At 52.9% G+C, this 20,722-nt stretch carries 22 protein-coding genes and 3 pseudogenes; 13 read left to right on the plus strand and 12 right to left on the minus strand.

What is annotated here, in order from left to right:
* Window positions 1-10 precede the first annotated feature (10 nt).
* From JRC49_04860 to JRC49_04885, 6 genes are all read right to left on the minus strand, one after another.
* Window positions 11-1,624 carry a mannitol dehydrogenase family protein gene (locus JRC49_04860; GenBank protein QTE72153.1) on the minus strand — a complete coding sequence of 538 codons (1,614 nt, stop codon included), beginning with the start codon at window positions 1,622-1,624 and terminating at the stop codon, window positions 11-13.
* A gap of 52 nt (window positions 1,625-1,676) precedes the next feature.
* The gene (uxuA, locus tag JRC49_04865; protein QTE72154.1) at window positions 1,677-2,750 is read right to left on the minus strand and encodes a mannonate dehydratase; all 1,074 of its coding nucleotides are present in this window, start codon (window positions 2,748-2,750) and stop codon (window positions 1,677-1,679) included.
* On the minus strand, window positions 2,747-3,961 hold the full coding sequence (locus JRC49_04870; protein ID QTE72155.1) for an MFS transporter: 1,215 nt from the start codon (window positions 3,959-3,961) through the stop codon (window positions 2,747-2,749). Before JRC49_04870 ends, uxuA begins: the two co-directional genes overlap by 4 nt.
* Window positions 3,962-4,022: 61 nt before the next feature.
* A complete protein-coding gene (locus JRC49_04875) occupies window positions 4,023-5,324 on the minus strand; it encodes a TRAP transporter large permease (GenBank protein QTE72156.1) in 1,302 nt (433 codons plus the stop codon).
* Window positions 5,324-5,872 carry a TRAP transporter small permease gene (locus tag JRC49_04880; GenBank protein ID QTE72157.1) on the minus strand — a complete coding sequence of 183 codons (549 nt, stop codon included), beginning with the start codon at window positions 5,870-5,872 and terminating at the stop codon, window positions 5,324-5,326. Before JRC49_04880 ends, JRC49_04875 begins: the two co-directional genes overlap by 1 nt.
* 125 nt (window positions 5,873-5,997) lie before the next feature.
* Complete coding sequence (locus JRC49_04885) at window positions 5,998-7,011, minus strand: TRAP transporter substrate-binding protein (protein QTE72158.1); 1,014 nt, start codon at window positions 7,009-7,011, stop codon at window positions 5,998-6,000.
* Window positions 7,012-7,216: 205 nt separating this feature from the next.
* Between JRC49_04885 and JRC49_04890 the strand changes: the two genes are divergently transcribed.
* The 12 genes and pseudogenes from JRC49_04890 to JRC49_04945 all read left to right on the plus strand — a co-directional run bounded on the left by JRC49_04890 (window position 7,217) and on the right by JRC49_04945 (window position 15,347).
* A complete protein-coding gene (locus tag JRC49_04890) occupies window positions 7,217-8,077 on the plus strand; it encodes a helix-turn-helix domain-containing protein (GenBank protein QTE72159.1) in 861 nt (286 codons plus the stop codon).
* A gap of 3 nt (window positions 8,078-8,080) precedes the next feature.
* On the plus strand, window positions 8,081-8,617 hold the full coding sequence (locus JRC49_04895; protein ID QTE72160.1) for a YcxB family protein: 537 nt from the start codon (window positions 8,081-8,083) through the stop codon (window positions 8,615-8,617).
* A 23-nt stretch (window positions 8,618-8,640) separates the two neighbouring features.
* Entirely contained in the window at window positions 8,641-8,976 is a 336-nt protein-coding gene (locus JRC49_04900; protein ID QTE72161.1) for a cupin domain-containing protein, read from the plus strand.
* Window positions 8,977-9,068: 92 nt separating this feature from the next.
* A complete protein-coding gene (locus JRC49_04905; protein QTE72162.1) occupies window positions 9,069-9,548 on the plus strand; it encodes a DUF2975 domain-containing protein in 480 nt (159 codons plus the stop codon).
* 12 nt (window positions 9,549-9,560) lie between these two features.
* On the plus strand, window positions 9,561-9,785 hold the full coding sequence (locus JRC49_04910; GenBank protein QTE72163.1) for a helix-turn-helix transcriptional regulator: 225 nt from the start codon (window positions 9,561-9,563) through the stop codon (window positions 9,783-9,785).
* Window positions 9,786-9,949: 164 nt separating this feature from the next.
* A complete protein-coding gene (locus tag JRC49_04915; GenBank protein ID QTE72164.1) occupies window positions 9,950-10,315 on the plus strand; it encodes a RidA family protein in 366 nt (121 codons plus the stop codon).
* A gap of 23 nt (window positions 10,316-10,338) precedes the next feature.
* Complete coding sequence (locus JRC49_04920) at window positions 10,339-11,532, plus strand: YcaQ family DNA glycosylase (GenBank protein ID QTE72165.1); 1,194 nt, start codon at window positions 10,339-10,341, stop codon at window positions 11,530-11,532.
* Between the two features lie 22 nt (window positions 11,533-11,554).
* Entirely contained in the window at window positions 11,555-11,845 is a 291-nt protein-coding gene (locus tag JRC49_04925) for a DUF3795 domain-containing protein (protein QTE72166.1), read from the plus strand.
* Window positions 11,838-12,677: pseudogene (locus JRC49_04930) on the plus strand (HAD family hydrolase). Before JRC49_04925 ends, JRC49_04930 begins: the two are co-directional and overlap by 8 nt.
* Before the next feature lie 114 nt (window positions 12,678-12,791).
* A complete protein-coding gene (locus tag JRC49_04935) occupies window positions 12,792-13,697 on the plus strand; it encodes a YafY family transcriptional regulator (protein ID QTE72167.1) in 906 nt (301 codons plus the stop codon).
* A 60-nt stretch (window positions 13,698-13,757) separates the two neighbouring features.
* A complete protein-coding gene (locus JRC49_04940) occupies window positions 13,758-14,387 on the plus strand; it encodes an MmcQ/YjbR family DNA-binding protein (GenBank protein QTE72168.1) in 630 nt (209 codons plus the stop codon).
* Window positions 14,388-14,687: 300 nt separating this feature from the next.
* A complete protein-coding gene (locus JRC49_04945) occupies window positions 14,688-15,347 on the plus strand; it encodes a flavin reductase (GenBank protein ID QTE72169.1) in 660 nt (219 codons plus the stop codon).
* A gap of 200 nt (window positions 15,348-15,547) precedes the next feature.
* On the opposite strand, the gene JRC49_04950 is transcribed toward JRC49_04945, so the two are convergent.
* The 6 genes and pseudogenes from JRC49_04950 to JRC49_04975 all read right to left on the minus strand — a co-directional run bounded on the left by JRC49_04950 (window position 15,548) and on the right by JRC49_04975 (window position 19,626).
* The gene (locus JRC49_04950; protein ID QTE72170.1) at window positions 15,548-16,309 is read right to left on the minus strand and encodes a ParB N-terminal domain-containing protein; all 762 of its coding nucleotides are present in this window, start codon (window positions 16,307-16,309) and stop codon (window positions 15,548-15,550) included.
* 134 nt (window positions 16,310-16,443) lie between these two features.
* Entirely contained in the window at window positions 16,444-17,241 is a 798-nt protein-coding gene (locus tag JRC49_04955; protein QTE72171.1) for an aminoglycoside 3'-phosphotransferase, read from the minus strand.
* Window positions 17,225-17,686, minus strand: coding sequence for a GNAT family N-acetyltransferase (locus JRC49_04960; protein ID QTE72798.1), 462 nt, complete (start codon window positions 17,684-17,686; stop codon window positions 17,225-17,227). Before JRC49_04960 ends, JRC49_04955 begins: the two co-directional genes overlap by 17 nt.
* 12 nt (window positions 17,687-17,698) lie before the next feature.
* A pseudogene (locus JRC49_04965) lies at window positions 17,699-18,469 on the minus strand (DUF4111 domain-containing protein).
* Window positions 18,452-18,931 (minus strand): annotated as a pseudogene (locus JRC49_04970) (GNAT family N-acetyltransferase). The pseudogenes JRC49_04965 and JRC49_04970 overlap by 18 nt, the downstream one beginning before the upstream one ends.
* A 2-nt stretch (window positions 18,932-18,933) precedes the next feature.
* Window positions 18,934-19,626: a DNA alkylation repair protein gene (locus tag JRC49_04975; GenBank protein ID QTE72172.1), complete on the minus strand. Its 693-nt coding sequence runs from the start codon at window positions 19,624-19,626 to the stop codon at window positions 18,934-18,936.
* Window positions 19,627-19,889: 263 nt separating this feature from the next.
* Here JRC49_04975 and JRC49_04980 point away from each other — a divergent pair, with 263 nt between their 5' ends.
* Window positions 19,890-20,681: a class I SAM-dependent methyltransferase gene (locus tag JRC49_04980; GenBank protein QTE72173.1), complete on the plus strand. Its 792-nt coding sequence runs from the start codon at window positions 19,890-19,892 to the stop codon at window positions 20,679-20,681.
* The last annotated feature ends 41 nt before the right edge of the window (window positions 20,682-20,722 follow it).

The following is a 20,722-nucleotide window of genomic DNA, read 5'->3' on the forward strand; positions in this document are numbered from 1 at the left end:
AATCAGATTGTCAGTCGGTCAGTGTTTTCTTCAGGGTTTCACGTACAGCGCCGGGACCCTGGATTTCTTCCAGGAAGTATCCGGTAATCCGTTCTCCCAGTTCGCACCGGGTCAGGTCGCTGCCGAAAATCATGGGATTGGACAGAATCGGTTTCAGCTTGTCGCCGCAGGTTTCAGGCTTTCCGAGCTCGATTCCGGACAGCATGGCCCGCAGCTCCTCCAGCAGCGGATCTCCGGACAATGGCATGGCATTGCCTGCGTCATCCACACCCAGCAGATACCGGAGCCAGCCCGCAATTGCCAGCGGCAGGGCTACCAGCTGATCCATGGAACGGTTCTCCGCCAGGTAGCTCTTGATGGTTTCACCGAAGCGGATTCCCACCTTCTGGGAGGTGTCTGTCGCAATCCGCTGCGGGGCGTCAGGCATGAAGGGATTGGGCAGCCGTTCCTCCACCACTTCGTCAATGAAAGCTTTGGGGCTGAGGATTCCCGGATCCGTCACAACCGGCAGTCCTTCCTGGTATCCCAGCCGGCGGATCAGCTTCACCAGGTCCTCGTCCTTCATCTCTTCCCGGATCAGGGTATAGCCCAGCAGGCAGCCATAAACCGCAAGGGCGGTATGCAGCGGGTTCAGGCAGGTGGTCACCTTCATCCGTTCCGTCTTGTTCACTGTCTCCCGGTCTGTAAAATACACACCGGCTTTTTCCAGAGGCGGACGGCCGTTGGGGAACTTGTCTTCCACCACCAGGTACTGGGCTTTCTCCGCGTTCACAAACGGCGCCACAAAAGTCCCCCGGGGCGTTTCCAGCGGAGCCACAGCTTCAATGCCTGCTTCCTCAAGCATCCGCTGAACCTCAGGAGCAGGCCTGGGCGTAATCTTGTCGATCATGCTCCAGGGGAAGGATACCTGGCTTTCGTCCGAAAGCCACTTCACAAAGTCCTTCGGTACAAAGCCGTTCACCTGCCAGGCCTTGGCCACCTCCAGGATACTGCTCTGCAGTTTTTCCCCGTTGTGGCTGCAGTTGTCCATGCTCACCACTGCCAGCGGAAGCTTCCCGTTCTGGTACCGGTGATACAGCAGCGCTGTTACAATCGTCATGGCATGGCGGGCCTTTTCCGGTCCGTTCTTCAGGTCTTCTTCCACCACCTTCTGGTAGTTTCCGTCAATCTGTCGCAGGGCATAGCCCTTTTCAGTAATCGTAAAGCTGATCATCTGGAGAGAAGGGGCGGCAAAGGCCCGCAGCAGCCGGGCATAATCCGCCTGTTCCCCGGGCTGGGCAACCACCGCTTCCGAAACGGATGCCACGATTTCCTTGTCGATGGTCGCGTCCGCGTTCAGGGTCACGCTCAGTGTCAGGTTATCATATCCGCCGTAAATCATCCGGATGTTGTCCACGTCAAAGGTATCCGCGGCGATAATACCCCGGTCTGAAAGACCGGCATCCAGCAGCCGCTGCTGCAGCACGGCAATGAACGCCCGGAAAATGTTTCCCGCGCCGAAGTGCACCCACATAGGCGCCTCTTCCGTCTTCTGCTTCATAGCGCTGATATCAAACGCCGGCAGGCGCACACCGGCTTTCTCCCAGCCGGCCCGATCCTTCAGATTCTCCAGACTTACCCTCATATCAATTCTCCATTCCTTCTGCTTTCAATTATCATTCTTCACTTTTCATTGTTCATTTTTCATTCTTTTCTATTGCTTCCCACAGGCCGTTCAAGTAGGCCACACCGAGGGCACGGTCATACAGGCCGTAGCCGGGGCGGCCCTGCTCATCCCAGATCATACGTCCGTGGTCCGGCCGGATGTAGGTATCCGGGCAGGTCTCATGGATGGCTTTCATGATTTCATACACATCCAGGTCGCCGGTAGAGGACAGATGGGAAGCTTCCCGGAAGTGATGGTAGCCCAGGTATTTGACGTTGCGCACATGCATGGCGCCGATGCGGTCCATCTTTCCGAAGTGACGGATCGCTGCCGGAATATCGTTGTCAGGATTGGATCCGAGAGAACCGGTGCACAGGCACAGGGTATTGGCGGGGCTGTCATGCAGCTTCACCATCTTGTCGAAATCCTCCTGGCTGTGGGTAATCCGCGGCAGTCCGAAGATCGGCCAGGCCGGATCATCCGGATGGCAGGCCATCCGCACGCCCACTTCCTCGCACACCGGAATCACAGCATCCAGGAAATACTTGAAGTTCTTCCTCAGTCCGTCCGGAGTCATCCCTTCATACTGCTTCAGGGTTGTCTCCAGCAGGGCCAGCCGTTCCGGTTCCCAGCCGGGCAGGGAGAATCCTTTGCTTCCGGAAGCAGTTCTGCGGACGATTTCCAGCGGGCCCATCTCACCCAGGTCCTTCTCGTCAAAATACAGGCTGTTGCTTCCATCTTCCGGAATCACCCGGGCCAGGTCCGTACGCAGCCAGTCGAAAACAGGCATGAAGTTGTAGATGATCACTTTCACACCATGTTTTGCCAGCATCCGGATCGTGGAAATGTAGTTGGCGATATACTCATCCCGCCGTCCCAGGCCGGTCTTGATGTCCTCATGAACATTCACTGATTCAATGACTTCGATCTCGAGTCCCGCTTCGTTTACTTCCTTTTTCAGAGCAATAAACTCTTCTTCCGGCCAGTCCACACCGGCGGGTTTCTCCAGCAGACCCATCAGACCAGTCATGCCGGGAATCTGTTTGATGTACTTCAGCGGAATCGGATCAGACTGGCTTCCATACCAGCGAAATGTCATTTTCATGTTTCGGATACTCCCTTTCTTGTTTTCATTCGGATATTGACGGCGGAAAACACCGTCAGAAGAACAATCGACACCAGGATAGCGGTCATGCTCATCTCAAATCCGCCGCTTTGCGCAAGGAATCCAACCAAGGCAGGCATCAGGATACCGCCTGTCGCTCCAAAGGCCAGCAGGGTTCCCGTCGCCAGCGGATAGGTGTTGGTATAGTGCACGGCGTCGGAATAGATCATGGGGCAGATCCCGGCCATGCAGAATCCCATGCCCGCAATACACCCCGTCACCACCGGAACAGCTGACGCCAACAGCATTCCGGCGAAACAGGCGGCCATTCCGATCGACGCGACAAACATCAGGATCTTCTGGGATACTTTCCGGGAAAGCCAGGCACATGTCAACCGTCCCGCCAGGATCACCGCCCACAGAAGGGTCGCCATGGACTGGCTGTAAGCGGCAATGCCTCCCTCACCCATGGCAGTGAAGAGCGACTGCTTATGCTGCAGGTAGGTAACCAGCCATCCGTTAATGGCATATTCGCTGCAGATATAGCAGAACATCATTCCGGCGAAAACCAGAAAAGCCGGCTCTTTCAGGAACGCCATTGTCCGTGCCTCTTTCTGCTTCCTGTCCGGACGGTCATCCGGCACCTGCGAACGGGAAAACAGGAATACTGCCGCCACGCCGCACAGCACCACAAAAAAGAGTCCGGCCTGCCAGGCTGCAATGCGGCTCAGCAGAAGAAAGGCCATCGGTGCGGTAATGGCACCAACGGCAAAGCACGCATGCAGAATATTGGCTGCCGCGGGGCTGCCGTCAGTCAGGACGTTCACCGTGTGGTTGTTGAAATTCGTAACGGAGCCACGTCCAACACCCGTAAGTACAAAAGCTGCGAAAAGAAGGCCCGGAGCACCGGTAACGGCCATCAGGGTCATCCCCAGGAAAGCCAGGGAGGCCAGAAGAGCAATGGACCGGCGGCGTCCCAGCCAGAAGGGCACAATACCCGAAACAAATCCGGCAACCATGTTGCCGATCGAATGAGCGGACAGCAGCACCCCGCTGAAGGAATCTGACAGTCCCCAGCTGCGTTTGAGATCCGGCATGGCAGATCCAAGCATCAGGGAAACCATACCGCTGCAGAAAAACGCGTAAAAGCACGTCAGCAGCAACCGGCGGCGGGAAGGATCCATTCGGCGGAGGAAAGAAAACATCGGCATACTCCCTGAATACATCCCGGGCCTTTTCAGGCCCGGGATCATTCATCATTCAGTTTCCGGATCACACACTGTATCCGAACAGTTGCGGCAGCCAGAGGCTGATCTGCGGAATGAAGGTAATCAGGATCAACGCGGCAACCATGCAGAGATAGAACGGCATGGTCGCCCGGACCACCTTTTCCATAGGACGTTTTGCCACGGCGGAACCGATAAACAGCACAGCTCCGACCGGCGGAGTCAGCAAGCCGATACCGCAGTTAAGCACAACCATGATACCAAACTGGATCGGGCTGAGGCCGATAGACGTAGCCACAGGCAGCAGGATTGGTGTTGCAATCAGGATGATCGGCGCCATATCCATGATCATGCCCAGTACCAGCAGGATCACGTTCAGCAGCAGTGCAGTGATAATGGGGCTGTTGGAAATGCCGGTAATCAGCGCAGCAGCTTTTGCGGGAACATGCAGGTTGGTCAGGCAGTATCCGAAAGCGCCGGACATGGCAATCAGGATTAGCACAATGGCCAGCGTATCGATACAGCTCTCAAAGCTCTTCCAGACGCCTTTCCAGGTCAGTCCCTTGTAAATGAACACAGATACAAACAATGAGTAGATGACCGCGATAGCAGCGGATTCAGTAGCGGTAAACACGCCGCCCACAACGCCGACAACCACGATCAGCACCGCCAGCAGGGCCCAGATGCTCTTGCCCAGCTGTTTGACGAAGTTTTTGATGGAGAATTTCTCCCCCTTGGGATAATTCCGCTTCACAGAAATAATATAGGATCCCACCATCAGGGCTATAGCCAGCAGGGCGCCGGGCAGATAGCCTGCCATAAACAGCGCGCCGACCGAGATACCGCCGGCTGTAGTGGCGTAAATAACCATATTGTGGCTGGGCGGAACCAGCAGTCCCTCGCAGGAGGAAGTGATGGTCACAGCAGTTGAAAAGTCCACGTCATAGCCTTCATCCACCATCATGGGGATCAGGATGGAGCCCAGGGATGCCGTATCTGCGGAAGCAGATCCGGAAATGCCGCCGAAAAAGTAGGACGCAACGATGTTCACCATTGCCAGGCCGCCGCGCATCCATCCGACAATGGAGTTGGCCAGCGCAATCAGCTTCTCCGAAATGCCTCCGGAGCCCATCAGCACGCCCATTGTGATAAAGAACGGCACAGCCATCAGGCTGAAGGACCATACGCCGCGCACCATCTGCATGGGCAGGACGCTCAGTTTCTGGCCCATGGAAATCAGGCACAGTACCGTGGAAATACCAACAGAGTACGCAATGGGGAAGCGCAGGAAAACCATCAGCAGGAAACTGCCGAGCAGAATAATCGTGGATAAGGTTTCAGCATCCATTATGCCTGCACCTCCTTCTTCTCAGTCTGGGGCACAAAGAATTCTTCTATATGCAGGAATACCTGTTCAAGTTCAAAAATAACCATACTCACACCGGCTACAGCCACGGGCAGGTACATCCAGATCTGGCTCAGGTTCGGCAGGGAGGAGTACTTGGCAAATCTTGCAATATTGCCGGTGGGTTTGATCACATCCAGCCCTTCGATCAGCAGTACCACGCCAAGCGCCATCACCGCAATGTCTGCCAGCAGGTCCAGCGTGAGCAGCACTTTCTTTGGCAGGTACTTATCAAAAGCCGTCATGCGGATGTGGCTGCGCTTGCGGATTGCCAGCGTAGCGGAAAGGACCGCCATGTAGACCATCAGAGTCAGGACCATTTCTTCACCCCAGTGCGGAGCTGTAAAGAAGGGGAAATAGCGGCCGGCTACAGTAACAGAGGTAATGATGATATCTCCGATCAGGAGAAGCTTGCAGATAAACAGCATGATCTTGTAAGTCCAGTCATAGACGGGCTTGATCTTTTCCAGCTTCTTAAAAATGGTTGGCATTCAGAAGCCTCCTTGGTATCATGTGTGAACGGACAGTGTCTCTCAGCAAAAATACGAATCGGGGGCGCAGGAGTTGGGCCCTGCACCCCCAACGGGTTCATTGTTTAATCGTCTTTTTCAGATCATTACTGCAGCGCCATGATCGCTTCATAGATTTCTTCCATGCCAGCGATATTCGCTTCCAGAACAGCCTTGGTAGCTTCCTGCCAGACGCTCTTGTCTTCCACTTCGTTGACAGTGCAGCCCATTTCGATCAGCTTGTTGTAAGCATCTTCCTGACGGGCCATAACGGACTTCTCGCATTCAGCCATCGCGTAATCGGCAGCTTCCTGAACCATAGCCTTCTGCTCATCGCTCAGCTTGTCGAAGCAGGAATCGGTAGCGATCAGTTCGATGGTGCCCAGGGTGTGGCCGTCACGGAGCATGTAGGGAGCAACTTCCTGGAAGGAGTTGGACAGGTAGTTGGTGATGGGCTGTTCAGCGCAGTCCACAACACCGGTCTGAAGCGCGCTGTACAGTTCACCGAAGGAAACGGGAGTGAAAGCGGCGCCCAGGCCCTGCAGCAGGCCGGTCATGATCGGGTCGTCAGACACGCGGATCTTCAGGCCCTTCAGGTCTTCAATGGTCTTGATGTCAACCTTGGAGAAGAAGTGACGATAGCCTTCTTCACCATAGGCCAGGCCGGTCCAGGGCTGACCAACTTCTTTGGCTTCAGCCAGCATTTCCTTGGCCAGGTCGCTCTTAACGAACTTCCAGTAGTGCTCTTCGCTGCCGAAGACGTAGGGCAGGGTCAGGAACACGCTCTTCTTTGCGCCATACTGATTCAGTGCGAAAGCGGAGATACGGACGATGTCAGCGGAAGTGTCGCCGCCCAGGATGTTGGCCAGGACGTCTTTTTCGCTGCCCAGAACGCCGCCGCCCTGGAGATCAACAACGATTTCACCGGCGGAAAGCTCTTCCAGCTTCGTCTTGAAAGCCCAGGCCACGTCGCTGACGACAGAGCCCTTCTCAGCGTTCTCTTCCAGAGTAGCGGGAACGGGGTTCACTTCAGCATAGGTCAGGGTAATCGGATCCGCAAAAGCGGCGGTGCAGCCCAGCAGCAGAGCCAGGGCCAGCAGGATACCAAGCAGTTTCTTCATGGGAATGCCTCCTTATTCAATTTCGGATGATCTCATCCTTCTGATGGCAATATTTAATCATATTGTCTCCATATTGTACATGGTGGAAAATACACATTATATTGCAAAAAACATCATTTTATGTATAATGCTGGTAGAAACATTGTTGAAAGAAGTGGCAATCATGGATGGTGCCTATATCTCCGCCTTCAATATATTGCAAGATATGAGCAGAAACGACATCGAGGTTTATCATTACTGCGATGCCGCCACCTTTGGTGTGCCGCCGCACCGGCATGATTTTTACGAGCTTTACTGTCTGCTGTCAGACAGCTATACTTACCATGTGGAAGACAATCAGTATGAACTCCATCCCGGAACCCTGATCCTTGTTCCTCCGGGAGAAACGCACTGGCCGGAGCTGCAGGGGCCTCCCCGGGATATTGAACGGATCGTTCTCTGGCTCAATCCGGAGTTCATCTCTTCCCTGTCCATCTTCCTGCCCAAGACCCTGGGCGCCATGGGTTCCAACCTCCAGGACGAGCATCTCATCGTACCGGAGGAAAAGACCTATCACGTCATTCTGAACCTGTTGTATTCCCTGCTGTACGAAAAAAACCGTGCGGACGCGGACAGCCAGTATCTGTGCCACCTGATCCTCTCCCAGCTGCTGATCCATATCAGCCGTGTGCTGAATCAGCGGACAAAACCGCAGGAGGATCCGGGAACGCGGTACGGGGAAATCATGAAGGTGCATGAATACATCAACGCCCACTACCGGGAATCCCTGAGCGTCAGTGATCTGGCGCAGCGTTTCTTCCTGGATAAAAACACCATGACCCGTCAGTTCAAGCGGATCATCGGCATGACGCCTGGAGACTACATCCGCCGGAAGCGCCTGGAAAATGCCCGGGAACTGATCCGTCAGGGCTACAGCATTCAGCATGCGGGATACTCAAGCGGTTTTTCGGATTACAGCGCCTTTTTCCGTGCGTTTCGTCAGTATTACGGTATGTCTCCCGGTGATCTGGTCGGTCGTTCCAAAGCCAGCCGCAGGCAGCAGTCAGAACAGGAAAGCGAGGAATAAAGAATGGAACTGAAGTTTACGGATATTACGGTCGCGGTAAAGCTGGATGAAAAAACCTTCAAGCGCTTTGCGCGTTTTGATATGTTTGCCCTGCGGAAAAAATGGATCCGGCCCGCCGTATTCTCCCTGATCCTGATTGCATTTGCTGTCATCGCCCTCCTTACCCGGAAGGAACAGTCCGGGCTGATCGCTGCCGTACTGCTGGTTGTCGGCATCGGACTCCCCCTTGTCTATATCGGCACCTTCCTCAGCCAGGTCAATATGCAGGCCGCCAGGGCAAAGCTGAAACCCGCCCGGCCCGTCTACACCGTAACCATGCGGGATGAAGGTATCCGGATCGTGAACGACCAGAAAGCGGAGGAGCCGCAGGAAGTCTCCTGGGATTCCATATACAAAGCTTTCCGGAAAAAAGGCTGCATCTACCTGTATGTGACGCCCGCCAAAGCTTTCCTCCTGCCGTCAAAGCAGGCGGATGCTCCGGATTATGACGTCTGGGAGTTCATCCGTGATCACCTGGGCAGGGAAAAATGCAAAGGATAAATCAAAAAAGGAGTGAAAAGGAAATGAAAGGCATCGTCCAGCATCGCAGTGATATCACAATGAATCCCCTGGGAGGCGGAGTGGAACGAAGCGTCCTGGCATATGATGATCCGCTGATGGCCGTGGAGGTCAGTTTCGAAACCGGCTCGGAGGGAGCTCCGCATACCCATCCCCATACGCAGCTGAGCTACGTCCTTTCCGGCTCCTTCCGCTACAGCGTGGAGGATGAATCCGTGGTCCTGAATCCCGGAGATTCCATTGTGGTTCCTTCCGGACTGATCCATGGAACCGTCTGTCTGGAAAAAGGTGTGCTGCTGGATGTATTCACGCCCAAGCGGGATGATTTTCTGAAAGCCTGATTCGTTTTTATCGTGTTGCGATAATTTATTGTTGACTTTCGATCATTTTCGATATATGATACTCCCGAACAAAGAAACCGGAGGCATCGGAAATGAATCAGCAAAAGCTTTCTTCCTGGCTGAAAGCCATCATTATCATCATCGGGCTCTGCGGGTTGATCGTTTATTTCGGTATCCTGCCCGACTGCGGATCCTGGATGCAGGACAGCTATCCTGAATTTGCGTCCTGGCACTGGCCGTGGATGATCTTCCTCTGGATCACGGCCATTCCCTGTTATGCCATCCTTGTGCTGGCCTGGAAAATCGCGGTCAACATCGGGGAGAACCGGTCTTTCTCCTCATCGAATGCCGCCCTCCTGCAGGGAATTGCCTGGCTGGTGGCCGGGGATATCCTGTTCTTCTTCCTGGGGAATGTCGTTTTCTTTTTCATGAGCATGAACCATCCGGGAATCTTTCTGATTTCCCTGCTGATCTGCTTTGTGGGCTTTTCGGTCACAGTCGCGGCTGCCTGCCTCTCCCATCTGGTCCGGAAGGCTGCTGATCTTCAGGAGCAGAGCGACCTGACGGTATAAGGAGGATACAGCATGGAAGGCGAAATCATCTTCAATATCGACGTGATGCTGGCCAAGCGCAAAATGAGCGTATCGGAGCTTGCCGACCGCGTGGGCATCACGCTGGCCAACATGTCCATCCTGAAAACCGGCAAGGCAAAAGCCGTCAAGGTATCAACCATGGCCAAGCTCTGTGAAGTCCTGGACTGCCAGCCGGGTGATCTGTTTGAGTACCGGAAGCCCTCCGATGACAAATAAATAACCTGTCGATATTCACTGCCGGGAGCTCAGCTTCCCCGGCAGTTTTTTGTCCGGTTTTCTCCATAAAATATTTTTGTTCGCCTTACAATTCGGGAGTGCTCATGATAAAATTTTATCTGAACGAAGCGCGTCGTTAATACTGTCTGTCAAGGAGAATAATCATGAGCGAAATCATCAGGAAAGACATCAGTGAAGAATGGGCCCATTCCGGGATTATCAAGGCAGGAGATTACTGCTTTTTAAGCTATTGCGTAGGCAATATCGGCGGCACAATTGAAGAACAGATCAACGGTGCCTTTGACCAGATGGAAGAGCGTCTCGCCCTTTTCGGCCTTACGCTGGAAAATGTGGTCCACATGGACTGCCTTTTCCGGGATGTATATAACATCCCCGTCATGGAAAAAGTGATTAAAGAGCGGTTCAAGGGCAAGTATCCCTCCCGCAAGTCCATCCAGACCGAGTTTGCCCACGTCGGCGGAAGCAGCGGTCTTCATTTCCAGGCGGATGCCGTCGCATACTGCGGCTGACGCATCCGCGGAAGGAGTACCAGATGCTGACCGTTACGCTGCCCCAGGCCCGGCAGTTCATCCTGCTGAAGCAGGGTTTGTTGGGAGACTACCGTTTCATCCGCAAGGACGGAGCTTATCAGTATGTCCGCCAGGCCGGCTGTATTCAGTTTGATCCCGTGGACATCTGCGGCAGGAACGCGGAGCTGACCCTTCAGTCCCGCGTCAAAGGCTTCCGGAAGAAGATGCTGCACGACCTTCTTTACCGGGACCGCCTGCTGGTGGATTATTCAGATAAAGAGCTTTCCATCTGGCCCAGCGAAGACTGGCCCTTCTTCTCCGGCTACCGGGAAAGGAGCGTCGCCCACGGCCGGCAGTTCCCCGGTATTCCTGCGCTTGAAAAGCAAGCTGTCGACTATATCCGGAAGCACGGTCCCGTCAGCAGTGATTCTCTGCCCATAGAGGGGACCATCTTCTGGCATTCCTCCATGCACTGGAGCGGACACTGGGAAAAAGAATCCCTGGCCGCCCGCTCCGTGCTGGAGCAGCTTTACACAGACGACATCCTGCTCATCCATCATAAAACCGGTTCACGGAAGTATTATGACCTGGCAGAAAAGTATCTTCCCGCCGACCTGTTGAACGCCCCGAATCCCTTCCCGGATGAGGAATCCCTGACAGACTGGCGCGTCCGGCGCAGGATCGGCGCTGTCGGCATGCTCTGGAACCGGAATTCCACCGCCTGGCTGGGAATCAGCATGACCACGGAGCAGCGGGACGCCGCCTTTGCCCATCTTGAGAAGAATGGCAGCATCACCGCGGTTCAGGTCGAAGGCATCCGTTTCCCAATGTATCTGCTGTCTGAAGACCTTCCCCTTCTGGAATCCGTGACTGCCGGTCAGGCGGATACCAAAGCCAGGCTGGAATTCCTGGCCCCCCTGGATCCCATGCTCTGGGATCGGAAGCTGATCGAGGCATTCTGGGGCTATCAGTATTCCTGGGAAATCTACACCCCTGCTGTCAAACGCAAATACGGCTATTATGTACTCCCCATTGTATACGGAGATCGTTTCATCGGGCGGATTGAACCCAAAGCCGACCGGAAAACAAATAAGCTTACAGTTCAGAATGTATGGCTGGAACCGGGCGTCCGGAAAACCAAACTGCTTTCCGGCAAAATAGACAAAACTGTACAGCGCCTGGCAAAGCTGAACGACTGCGATTATCCGCAGGAATAAACCAATTCATCAGGAGAAAACAATGATCGATTTTACCCTCATCACCGCCTGCGGCGAATGCTGCACCGGCTGTTCAAAAAAGGCCGACGGCAGATGTCCCGGCTGCATCGAATCAGACGGCCGCGTACCCGAATGGGCAGAATCCGGCCGCTGCAGAATCCATGCCTGCGCCCGGGATCACGGCGTTCAGTTCTGCGGCTTATGCACTGAGTTTCCTTGCAGACAGCTCCCGTCGCTGATACACTGGAACCCGGATATCGTAAAACACCTGTCCGCCCTGCGTGACGAATACCTGAAGGAGCATCATGGATAAAACCCTTTACGTAACCGATCTGGACGGCACCCTGCTGAACCGGCAGGATCGCGTCAGTCCTTTCAGTATTAGTACGATCAATCATCTGGTGGAAAACGGCATGCTCTTCACCTATGCCACCGCCAGATCCCTGGTCTCCGCGTCAAAAGTCACGGAAGGCCTCTCCACAAAAATCCCGGTCATCGCCTACAACGGTGCTTTCATCCTTCAACCCTCCACCGGTGAGATTCTCTCTAGTGAAGGCTTCACAGAGTAAGAGCGGGCCCTGGTCAGGGATGTACTGAACAGTCGCGGCATCAGCCCGCTGGTTTACGCCTTTGTCAACGGTGTGGAAAAAGTATCCTGGATTCCGCAGAATGAGAACGACGGGATCCGGCGGTACCTGTCTCTCCGTCAGGGAGACCGGCGTTTTCGTCCGGTTCCCGGGAAAGACGCCCTGTATGAGGGAGAAATGTTTTATTTCACCTGCATCGGCGAAAAGGAAGAATTGCAGCCGGTTTACGATATTTTTACCAATGACAGCCGGTATCGCTGCACCCTGCAGCAGGAACTGTATCGGCCGGAATACTGGTGTGAAATCATGCCCGCCAAAGCTTCCAAGGCCAACGCGATCCGCAGGCTGAAGGAAATGTGGGGATGCACCCGGGTCGTTTCATTCGGAGACGCCGTCAATGATCTTCCCATGTTCGAAATTTCCGACGAATGCTATGCGGTTTCCAACGCAGTGAACGAGGTGAAAGCCGCCGCGACAGGCATCATTGAAAGCAATGAGGAAGACGGCGTCGCCAGGTGGCTTCTCCACAGGCTGTCCCCGGCAGGCTCTGGCATGTAATATCCATACTTTCACAAGGAACATGACACAGCGTTGTCATGTTCTTTTTGTTATCCTGCTGACTGTATGATACAATAAACACGTCATATTATTGTCATGTTTGAGGCGCCACATATGAAGCTTGACCGTCTGATCGCTATTCTCTCTGTTCTCCTGAATCAGGAACAGTCCACCGCACCGGAACTGGCTAAACGTTTTGAAGTATCCCGCCGCACCATCAACCGGGACATTGAGGCGCTGAACCAGGCCGGCATCCCCATCGTCACACAGCAGGGTGTAGGCGGAGGGATCCGGATCATGGATGGTTTCCGGATGGATCGCACTGCCCTGACTTCCCGGGAAATGCAGGCCATTCTCTCCGGTCTGAGGAGCCTGGACAGCGTCAGTGGTACCGGTCAGTACCGGCAGCTGATGGAGAAGATCAGTCCCGGTTCTTCCGGGCTTCTTCCCGGAGACCAGCACATCCTGATCGACCTCGCTTCCTGGCATAAAGCGTCCCTTTCTGAGAAGATTGAATTGCTGCACGGAGCAATCGAGCAGCATCGCCTGGTCTCATTCCACTATTTGTCCCGGAACGGCGAGAGTGATCGGATTGTGGAACCGTCACTGCTGGTTTTCCAGTGGTCCAGCTGGTATTTATGGTGCTGGTGCAGGGAAAAAGCATCTCCTCGTCTGTTTAAACTGGACCGGATGGACGCTCTGCAGATCGGTGAACCATTTATACCGCGGCAGATGGAACCTCCGGATCTTCTCAGCGAACAGGCATTCCCTGACCGGTATCACGTTACTGTCCGAATCAGTCCCGCATATAAATGGCGGCTGGTGGAAGAATACGGGCCTGGCTGTTATAAGCTTACCCCGGAAGGAGACTGCCTGTTTTCTACCGGCTTTACAGACAGGAATCATCTGATCAGCTGGATTCTGTCCTTTCAGGGAGAAGCAGAACTGATGGAGCCCCCGGAATTACGGGAAGAACTTCGGCTAATCGGCAAAAACATTTATGATACGTACAATACATGACATATTGATGTCATGTTTAATGTGATACCCTGCCTTTGAAAAGTAAAGGAGGTATGCCCTGTGAAATATCCCTGGATTGACGAATACCTGATGGCCAAACGCGGTGTGACAAAAGACCTGCAGGCGGAATGGAACTGGATCCGGTATCATATCGGAGGCAAAATGTTCGCCGCCGTCCTGCTTGATCACGACGATCGGCCATACTATATCAACCTGAAGCTGGATCCGGCTGAAGGAGAACTGATGCGAAAAAAGTATCCGGATGTGATTCCCGGGTATTACAGCAATAAACTGCACTGGAATTCCGTCAAACCCGACGGGGATATTCCGGACGATCTGCTGAAAACCTGGCTGGATCGTTCCTATCTGCTCGTTTTACAGGATCTCCCTAAAGCAAAGCAGCGGGAAATCCTGGGGCTTTCCGTCTGTGGAACGGACTGCTCCGCCTGTCCCCTGCACGGCAATCTCTGCACCGGATGCAATGAAGCCTGCGGGAAAGTGTTTCACGCACCGGAAGGAAAGCCTTGCCCCATCTATGGCTGCTGTGTCAACAAGCATCATTACGCGACCTGTGTCTCCTGCAGCCAGGTGCCCTGTGCTGTATGGCAGGCAACCCGTGATCCTTCCATGACGGATGAACAGTTTGAGCAAAGCGTGAACGATCGTGTTTCCGCCCTCAGAAAGATCTGAATCCGTTTATGCATAAAGGGACACTGAAAAGCTGCTGCAATATAATACCCACCGGATCGTATCCATTCAAATCCGAACCCGGATGCATTTTTGCAGGCGGGATATATGGCACTCGTCCGCATGGAATGAAATATCCGGAGGGCAGCTATGATAATGATTACCTGATGATCAAAATGATAAAATGATCATCAGTAAAATCGAAAAACGTATTTTAAGATAGTCGACCATCGATAAATCGAAGGTTGTCGGGATAATTGAAGTTGAGTCTTATGTTGGCTTTAGTACGGAGGGAAGAAAAAGATGAAATACCAATACAAAGCAATGCCTGAATCTATGAGGGGAACATACGGAGAATTTGCAAAAAACTTCGGGTTTGATTGGAAAGAATTTATTATGGGAATACCGACACCGATGTTTCTTGTCACAACATATAAATCTAATGGACAGCCAAATGCTACGATGCAGTCATGGGCAGGGTTTACGAGTGCGAATCATGGAGGCGGGTATTACGTGATTCTATGCAGCGTGAATAAGTGTGGACATCTTTACCAAAGCCTGAATGAAAAGAAGGTTGCAGTGTTGAATTTCATTTCTTCTGATTTATACAAAACCTGCATGCAGACGATACAGAACAATCAGTTCGAGACGGATGAGATAACTTCATCAGGGCTTACTGTGGAGAAAGCTTCATGGATAGAAGCGCCGATGGTCGCTGAATGTTTCATGAACCTTGAGTGCCAATATATGTGGGAGAAAGAAATTGTACCGGGTGATGATCATGTTATGATTTGCCTTGAAGTCGTAGGCGGGCATATAGAGAAGGATTATATGGAAGATATGTTCGGAGATAAAGGAGTTCTTTACAATGTCCATTATCCGATAAATCCGGAAGATGTGAAAGAAAAAGGTTGCGATTATGTAGCTGCACTTAGGAAAGTAAATCAATCTTACGAATATTGATCATATACAAGGCAGCGCAATGCTAAAAACAGTGACAAATTCCGTTTTGTCGGGACAGCTGTTGGAAAGACATCCCGGATGATAATCTTCCTATGATTCCATCAAGTTCAGAAATTAAACTTAAGTCTTCAAAAAAGATCCGAACCCTGTAATAGGGTTCGGATCTAAATTAACAAACGGGATCTCCGTCGGGTATCTTTTTACCTTTGTATGATCCTGCAGTCTTTAACATAGTCACCGTATTTGTCCATGAAGTCGTCCAGTTCTTCTTTTTCCGTGATCCAGATGATCACCCAGGCGTCTTTGATTCCAAGGTTTTCATAGGCCTTATGGCGGTGATTTCCATCGTTCAGCTCAAATTCGCCGTCCACATAATGGACAATGAGTGGAGGCATGTCATCATCTTTCTGAATGTTTTTTTCCAGTTCGGCAATCCGGTGTGCCCACCATTCCGGATGAATCTGGTATTTCATTTCCGGTTCAGGCCCCGTGCACCTTTTGAACAGGCTAATCGGGAACAGGGCCGGGCTGATATAGTACCGGTCAAACAGTTTCAGTCCGTCGGAAAAAGGGATATTGCGCCCTTCTTCATTCAGATACAGATGAATCCATACGTCCAGTTTTCCCGCTTCAGCATAGGCTTTGGCTGAGGACAGTGTAGCGCTGTATTTCAGCATAGCGGTCTCCTTCCTGTTGTACACAATTCGTTTAATGGAATCGTAGGAGAGCGCGTACTTGTCCATCAGGTTCTCAATGGATTCCCCGTCAGCAAAATCCCTGCGGATGCTTTCGTTCCTTTCGCGGATATAGCGCTGGTATCCGGAGGTTTCACCCCAGGCCTTTCTTTCATTCCCGGACGGGATATAAATGGTTTCACCGGAAACATAACGCTGAATCTGCTTCAGGAGACCTTCCGGAAAAATCTCCCTTGCGTTTCGGTATCCCATAGTTTCTCCTTTCATTCAGCACGTTTCCTGCGGGATGCCGGAAAGCATGCTGTGCTGACGCTCTCTCCGTGTTCAGGAAGGATTGTACGACAGCACAGCAGGCAGGGATATACCGTCTTTTTCTGTAAATGTTTCTGACACATATTGTGTCAGTTCAGTTCGTCCAGCAGGATATAATACCGCAGTTTTTCCTCATCCTTCGGAACCCCGGCAGCCCGGAACAGGTCATCCGGATTAACCTTCGGATAGGTTTTCCCATAGTGGCCGTCACTGTTATGTTTCAGGCTGCGCCATCCCAGGGCCAGATCCATCCACCGGTCACATATTCCAGCGCTTCCCAGGTCGATAAAGCCGGTAAAGTGTTTCCCGTCCGTAAACAGGTTCGGCAGGCAGAAATCGCCGTGGGTCAGCACGTCATCCTTTTCCGGCCGATGGCTTTTCAGCCAGTCCAGCAGCGCCTCGGGATTTTTAAATCCACCCGGTCCGAAGGTTTCCGGTTCACAGTCAGAGGGATCAAAGCATCCCGCCTGGATCGTCTTTTCAGCATGGGCCAGATTACCTTCCACGGACCGTTCAAAAGGACACTCCTGTACCGGAACATTCCACAGCAGATGCAGCGCTTCCGCCATACAATCCAGCAGCAGGGCGGGATTGGTCATCACGGAAGGATCGCACAGCATCTTCCCCTTCATCCGGGTCATCAGCAGCCAGTCCCGTCCATCCTGCACCGCATGCGCAGCCACTTCCGGAACAGGCAGTTTCCCTTTCATCCACCGGAGAATCCGGGTATCCACCGTATCCCGGCCGTCTGCCGGCCGGACTTTCAGCACATAATCATCAAACAGATACACGTCTGCCCCGGATTTGCCCAGCCCGTCCGCCTGCCCGGCGGCGTCGCCCAGGATTGCCGCGATTGATTCCGGCATCCGGTCAGATTTTTCGGACATATGCAACAAGTCTGTTCGCCTCCTCAAAACCCACTGCCTCATGAAAATGCTGGCTTACTGTGTTCGTCACTTCACAGTCGCTGGCAAACTCCGCGCAGCCCTTTTCTCCTGCCCAGTCCTCGCAGGCTGTCAGCAGTTTTCGGGCAATTCCTTCTCCCCGGTCGGTCTCTTTTACATATATTCCTTCCAGGTAGCCGACGGGGCTGCTCTCTGTTCCCTCCACATAATCATGCCGCAGCTGGCAATGGGCAAACCCGACAGCCCCGTCCTTCTTACGGTACAGGAAAACCGCCGCCTCTTCATCTGCAATATGGGTCTTAAATTCCTCTTTCATTTCCTCCAGGGTATGGTGCGGCCACAGTTCACAGGCCAGTAACGCGACAGTTTCTTCATCTCCGGCCACAGCGCGTTCCACTTCTTTCGGTGTTTCCCGTATCCCTTTCATCTGTCCGCGTGTAATCTGTCTCAGCATATAGGCTGCGTAGTCCCGTGCAAGTTCCGGATCATACCGGACCTCCGCCCCGTTCTCATATTCGTCCAGGGCAGTCAGGATCAGCGGATGGTATTTCCCCGGCAGGTTCTTCAGTCCCCAGGTTCCGCCTTCCTGCTTGGACAGGACTTCTTTTTCCTTCAGGTACCCCAGGACCCTCGTCAGGTTCAGGATCAGGTACATGGGATTATCAGCGATTTCCTCCCCGGCTCCGGACACGTCATCCCAGATGGAATCCAGATAGTCCTTTTCCGGCACCTCGCCGAAAACCTCCTCCACCAGCTGGCCGTACAGGCAGATTCCCCTGCCCCGGATCACGGTAAAGTGCGCAGCCAGGTCTTTGTCGGTGCCGTTCATCTTCCGGATATAATCGTCCGGATTTGTCCGGTACCATTCTGTATGTCTCCTGGAATAATGCAGGATGAATGGCGTCGGGTAAACGAAGGGATCACAGACGTCTTTTGTAACGATGCTCATTTCAATTCCCTTGGCCGGGCCTTCCGCGTCCAGCTCAAGCACCATGTCCATGTATTCACGTTTCTCGGCGTCTGTCAGCGTCTTATTGACCACCACCATAAAATCCAGGTCGCTCTTCTTCGGCTGATAGCAGCCCATGGCCGCAGAGCCGTGCAGGTATATACCCGTCAGCTTTTCCTTCAGGATTTCCGCGGAGCGGTTTACATACTTCTCAATGATCTCATCCTTGACGTCGCCGGGCTGCAGTTTCAGCACCGCAATGACTTCCTCGCCGTCAAACTCTCCCGTTTCCCGGAAGCCGAAGGAAGCATACAGGGCTTTGGCCCTTTCATTTTCAGGTTCATAGGACAGCCAGCAGCATTCTGCCGGGCCGCAGGGTTCACTGCCGATATAGTCCAGAATCAGTTCCATAGCCGCCCTGCCGTAGCCCTTCCCCTGATACCGTTCATCAATCATGAACCGCCAGAGATTGTAATTGTCTTTAGCCACAGCCGGTGCGTCCTCCCAGTCGTCATCCGCGCCGAAGCCGATCATACAGAAGCCCACAGGAGTATCCCCGTCATAGATCCCGAAGGGAAAAGCTTTCCCGTGATGGGTCACCGCGATATAGGCTTCAATAATGCTGACGTCGTTCGATGCCACAAATTCCTTCTGGCTTTCGCCGACTTTCAGTTTCAGAATGTCCCAGACATTCTTTCCGTTGATTTCTTCCAGTCTGATCATTTTTACCTACTCCTGTTTTTCAGAGATTTCAGGTATTCTTTCTGTTCCGGTGTAATCCGGAAACTTTCAATAGCTTTCTGGATTGCCTTGTTATGCGTCCAGGTATCCAGCCGGTGCTCCGTGATAAAAGGAAGCACTGCCTCATACTGCTTGGCCAGCGCAGTGGCGAAATACCAGGCAATCATCATATTGACATAGTATTCCTCCGACCTGACGGCAGCCACCATCTCCGGACAGGCCGGATTATAATCCTCGTCTAGGTAGTGTTCCATCAGCATTCCGATTCCGAACCGGATCGTGTATGTTTCCGCCGAGCCGAGCCATCCCCGGATGCTTTCCATCAACTCCGGCCGGTGCTTTTTGAACACGCGGGGCGACATCTGGTCACAGGTTGCCCAGTTATCCACATAGGGCAGGAACCGGTTCAGCGTGCCAAGGCATTCCCTATAATCTTTCATTCCGGAAACAATGAATGCGTGCAGCTGGTTTTCCTCAAAAAACTTATGCGGCAGATTCTCCAGGAAAACGCCGATCTCCTGGGACTGTGCCAGCTCTTTTGCCATCTTCCGCAGTTCCGGTGTCCGTACACCGATAATGCTTTCCGGTTTCACTGACGGGATAATCCGAACCTGCATATCCCGATATTTCAAATCCTGCAGGCTGCTCAGCTTTTCCCTGGTTTCCTGGATGATCATCTGGTTGCCTTTCTGCTCTTGTATCCTTGTTTACAGGGTAATCTTCATATATCCGCAGTCAAACGGAAAGAAATCATATTTCTTCACGCCTGTATGAACCGCCCCGTTCTTTAGGAGCATCCTCATTATACCGGTGAAATTCCGCCTTGAAAAGGAACCTGTTTACAAATTCTTTACTGTCCCTTCAGGCGGATTAATGGTATACTCTCCGGTAATAGCACCGTTGTCCTGACGGCGCCATCACTTCACGGAGGAACAATACATTGAATCAGCTCATTAATTCAAGTGTCCTGGCCAAACAGTACGGCACCTCGGAAAAGCTGAACACCAGGATTTCGATACACACTAAGTATTCCACCAACAAGCAGGGGTTCGGCTGCTGGATTTCTTCCCACTATCAATTTCCGGCAAACGCTTCCGTGCTGGAGCTTGGCTGCGGAACAGGCGATATGTGGAAAGATCAGGGAGAACTGATCAGCCGCTGTTCCCGGCTGATCCTTTCGGACTTTTCGGAAGGTATGCTTGGGCAGGCAAAGGAAACCCTGCAGGATGAAGCCGGAATTGAATACCGTGTCATCGATATCCAGGATATTCCGTATCCGGATCACTCTTTCGATGCGGTTATCGCCAACATGATGCTTTATCATGTGCCGGATCTCGCCAGGGGGCTGCGGGAAGTCAGCCGGGTGCTGAAAAAAGACGGCACTTTCTTCTGTGCCACTTTCGGCGAACACGGGATGATGGAATATATCGGCAGCCTCTTCAGTGACCGGCCTGTTGAAACCGGCATCAATGCCGCTTTCACCCTGCAGAACGGAGCGGAAAAACTGAGTTCCTTTTTCGCAGACGTCCGGCAGGATTTATACGAAGACTCCCTCGCCGTCACCAATGTGGAGGATATGGTAGACTACATCTATTCCCTCTCCGGCATGTCAGACCTGCGAAGCCTCCCGCGGGAGACGGTTCGTTCCGTCCTGGCGGCGCATATGACAGAAGGTGTCCTCAGGATCCCAAAGGAATACGGCATGTTCATTGCCCATTCTCCCATAGAATGAATAAAGGAGCAGCGTATGATTCACCTGAAAAAAGCCTGCAC

The organism is Clostridiales bacterium FE2011, from assembly GCA_017569305.1.
GTDB lineage: Bacteria > Bacillota > Clostridia > Christensenellales > Aristaeellaceae > Aristaeella.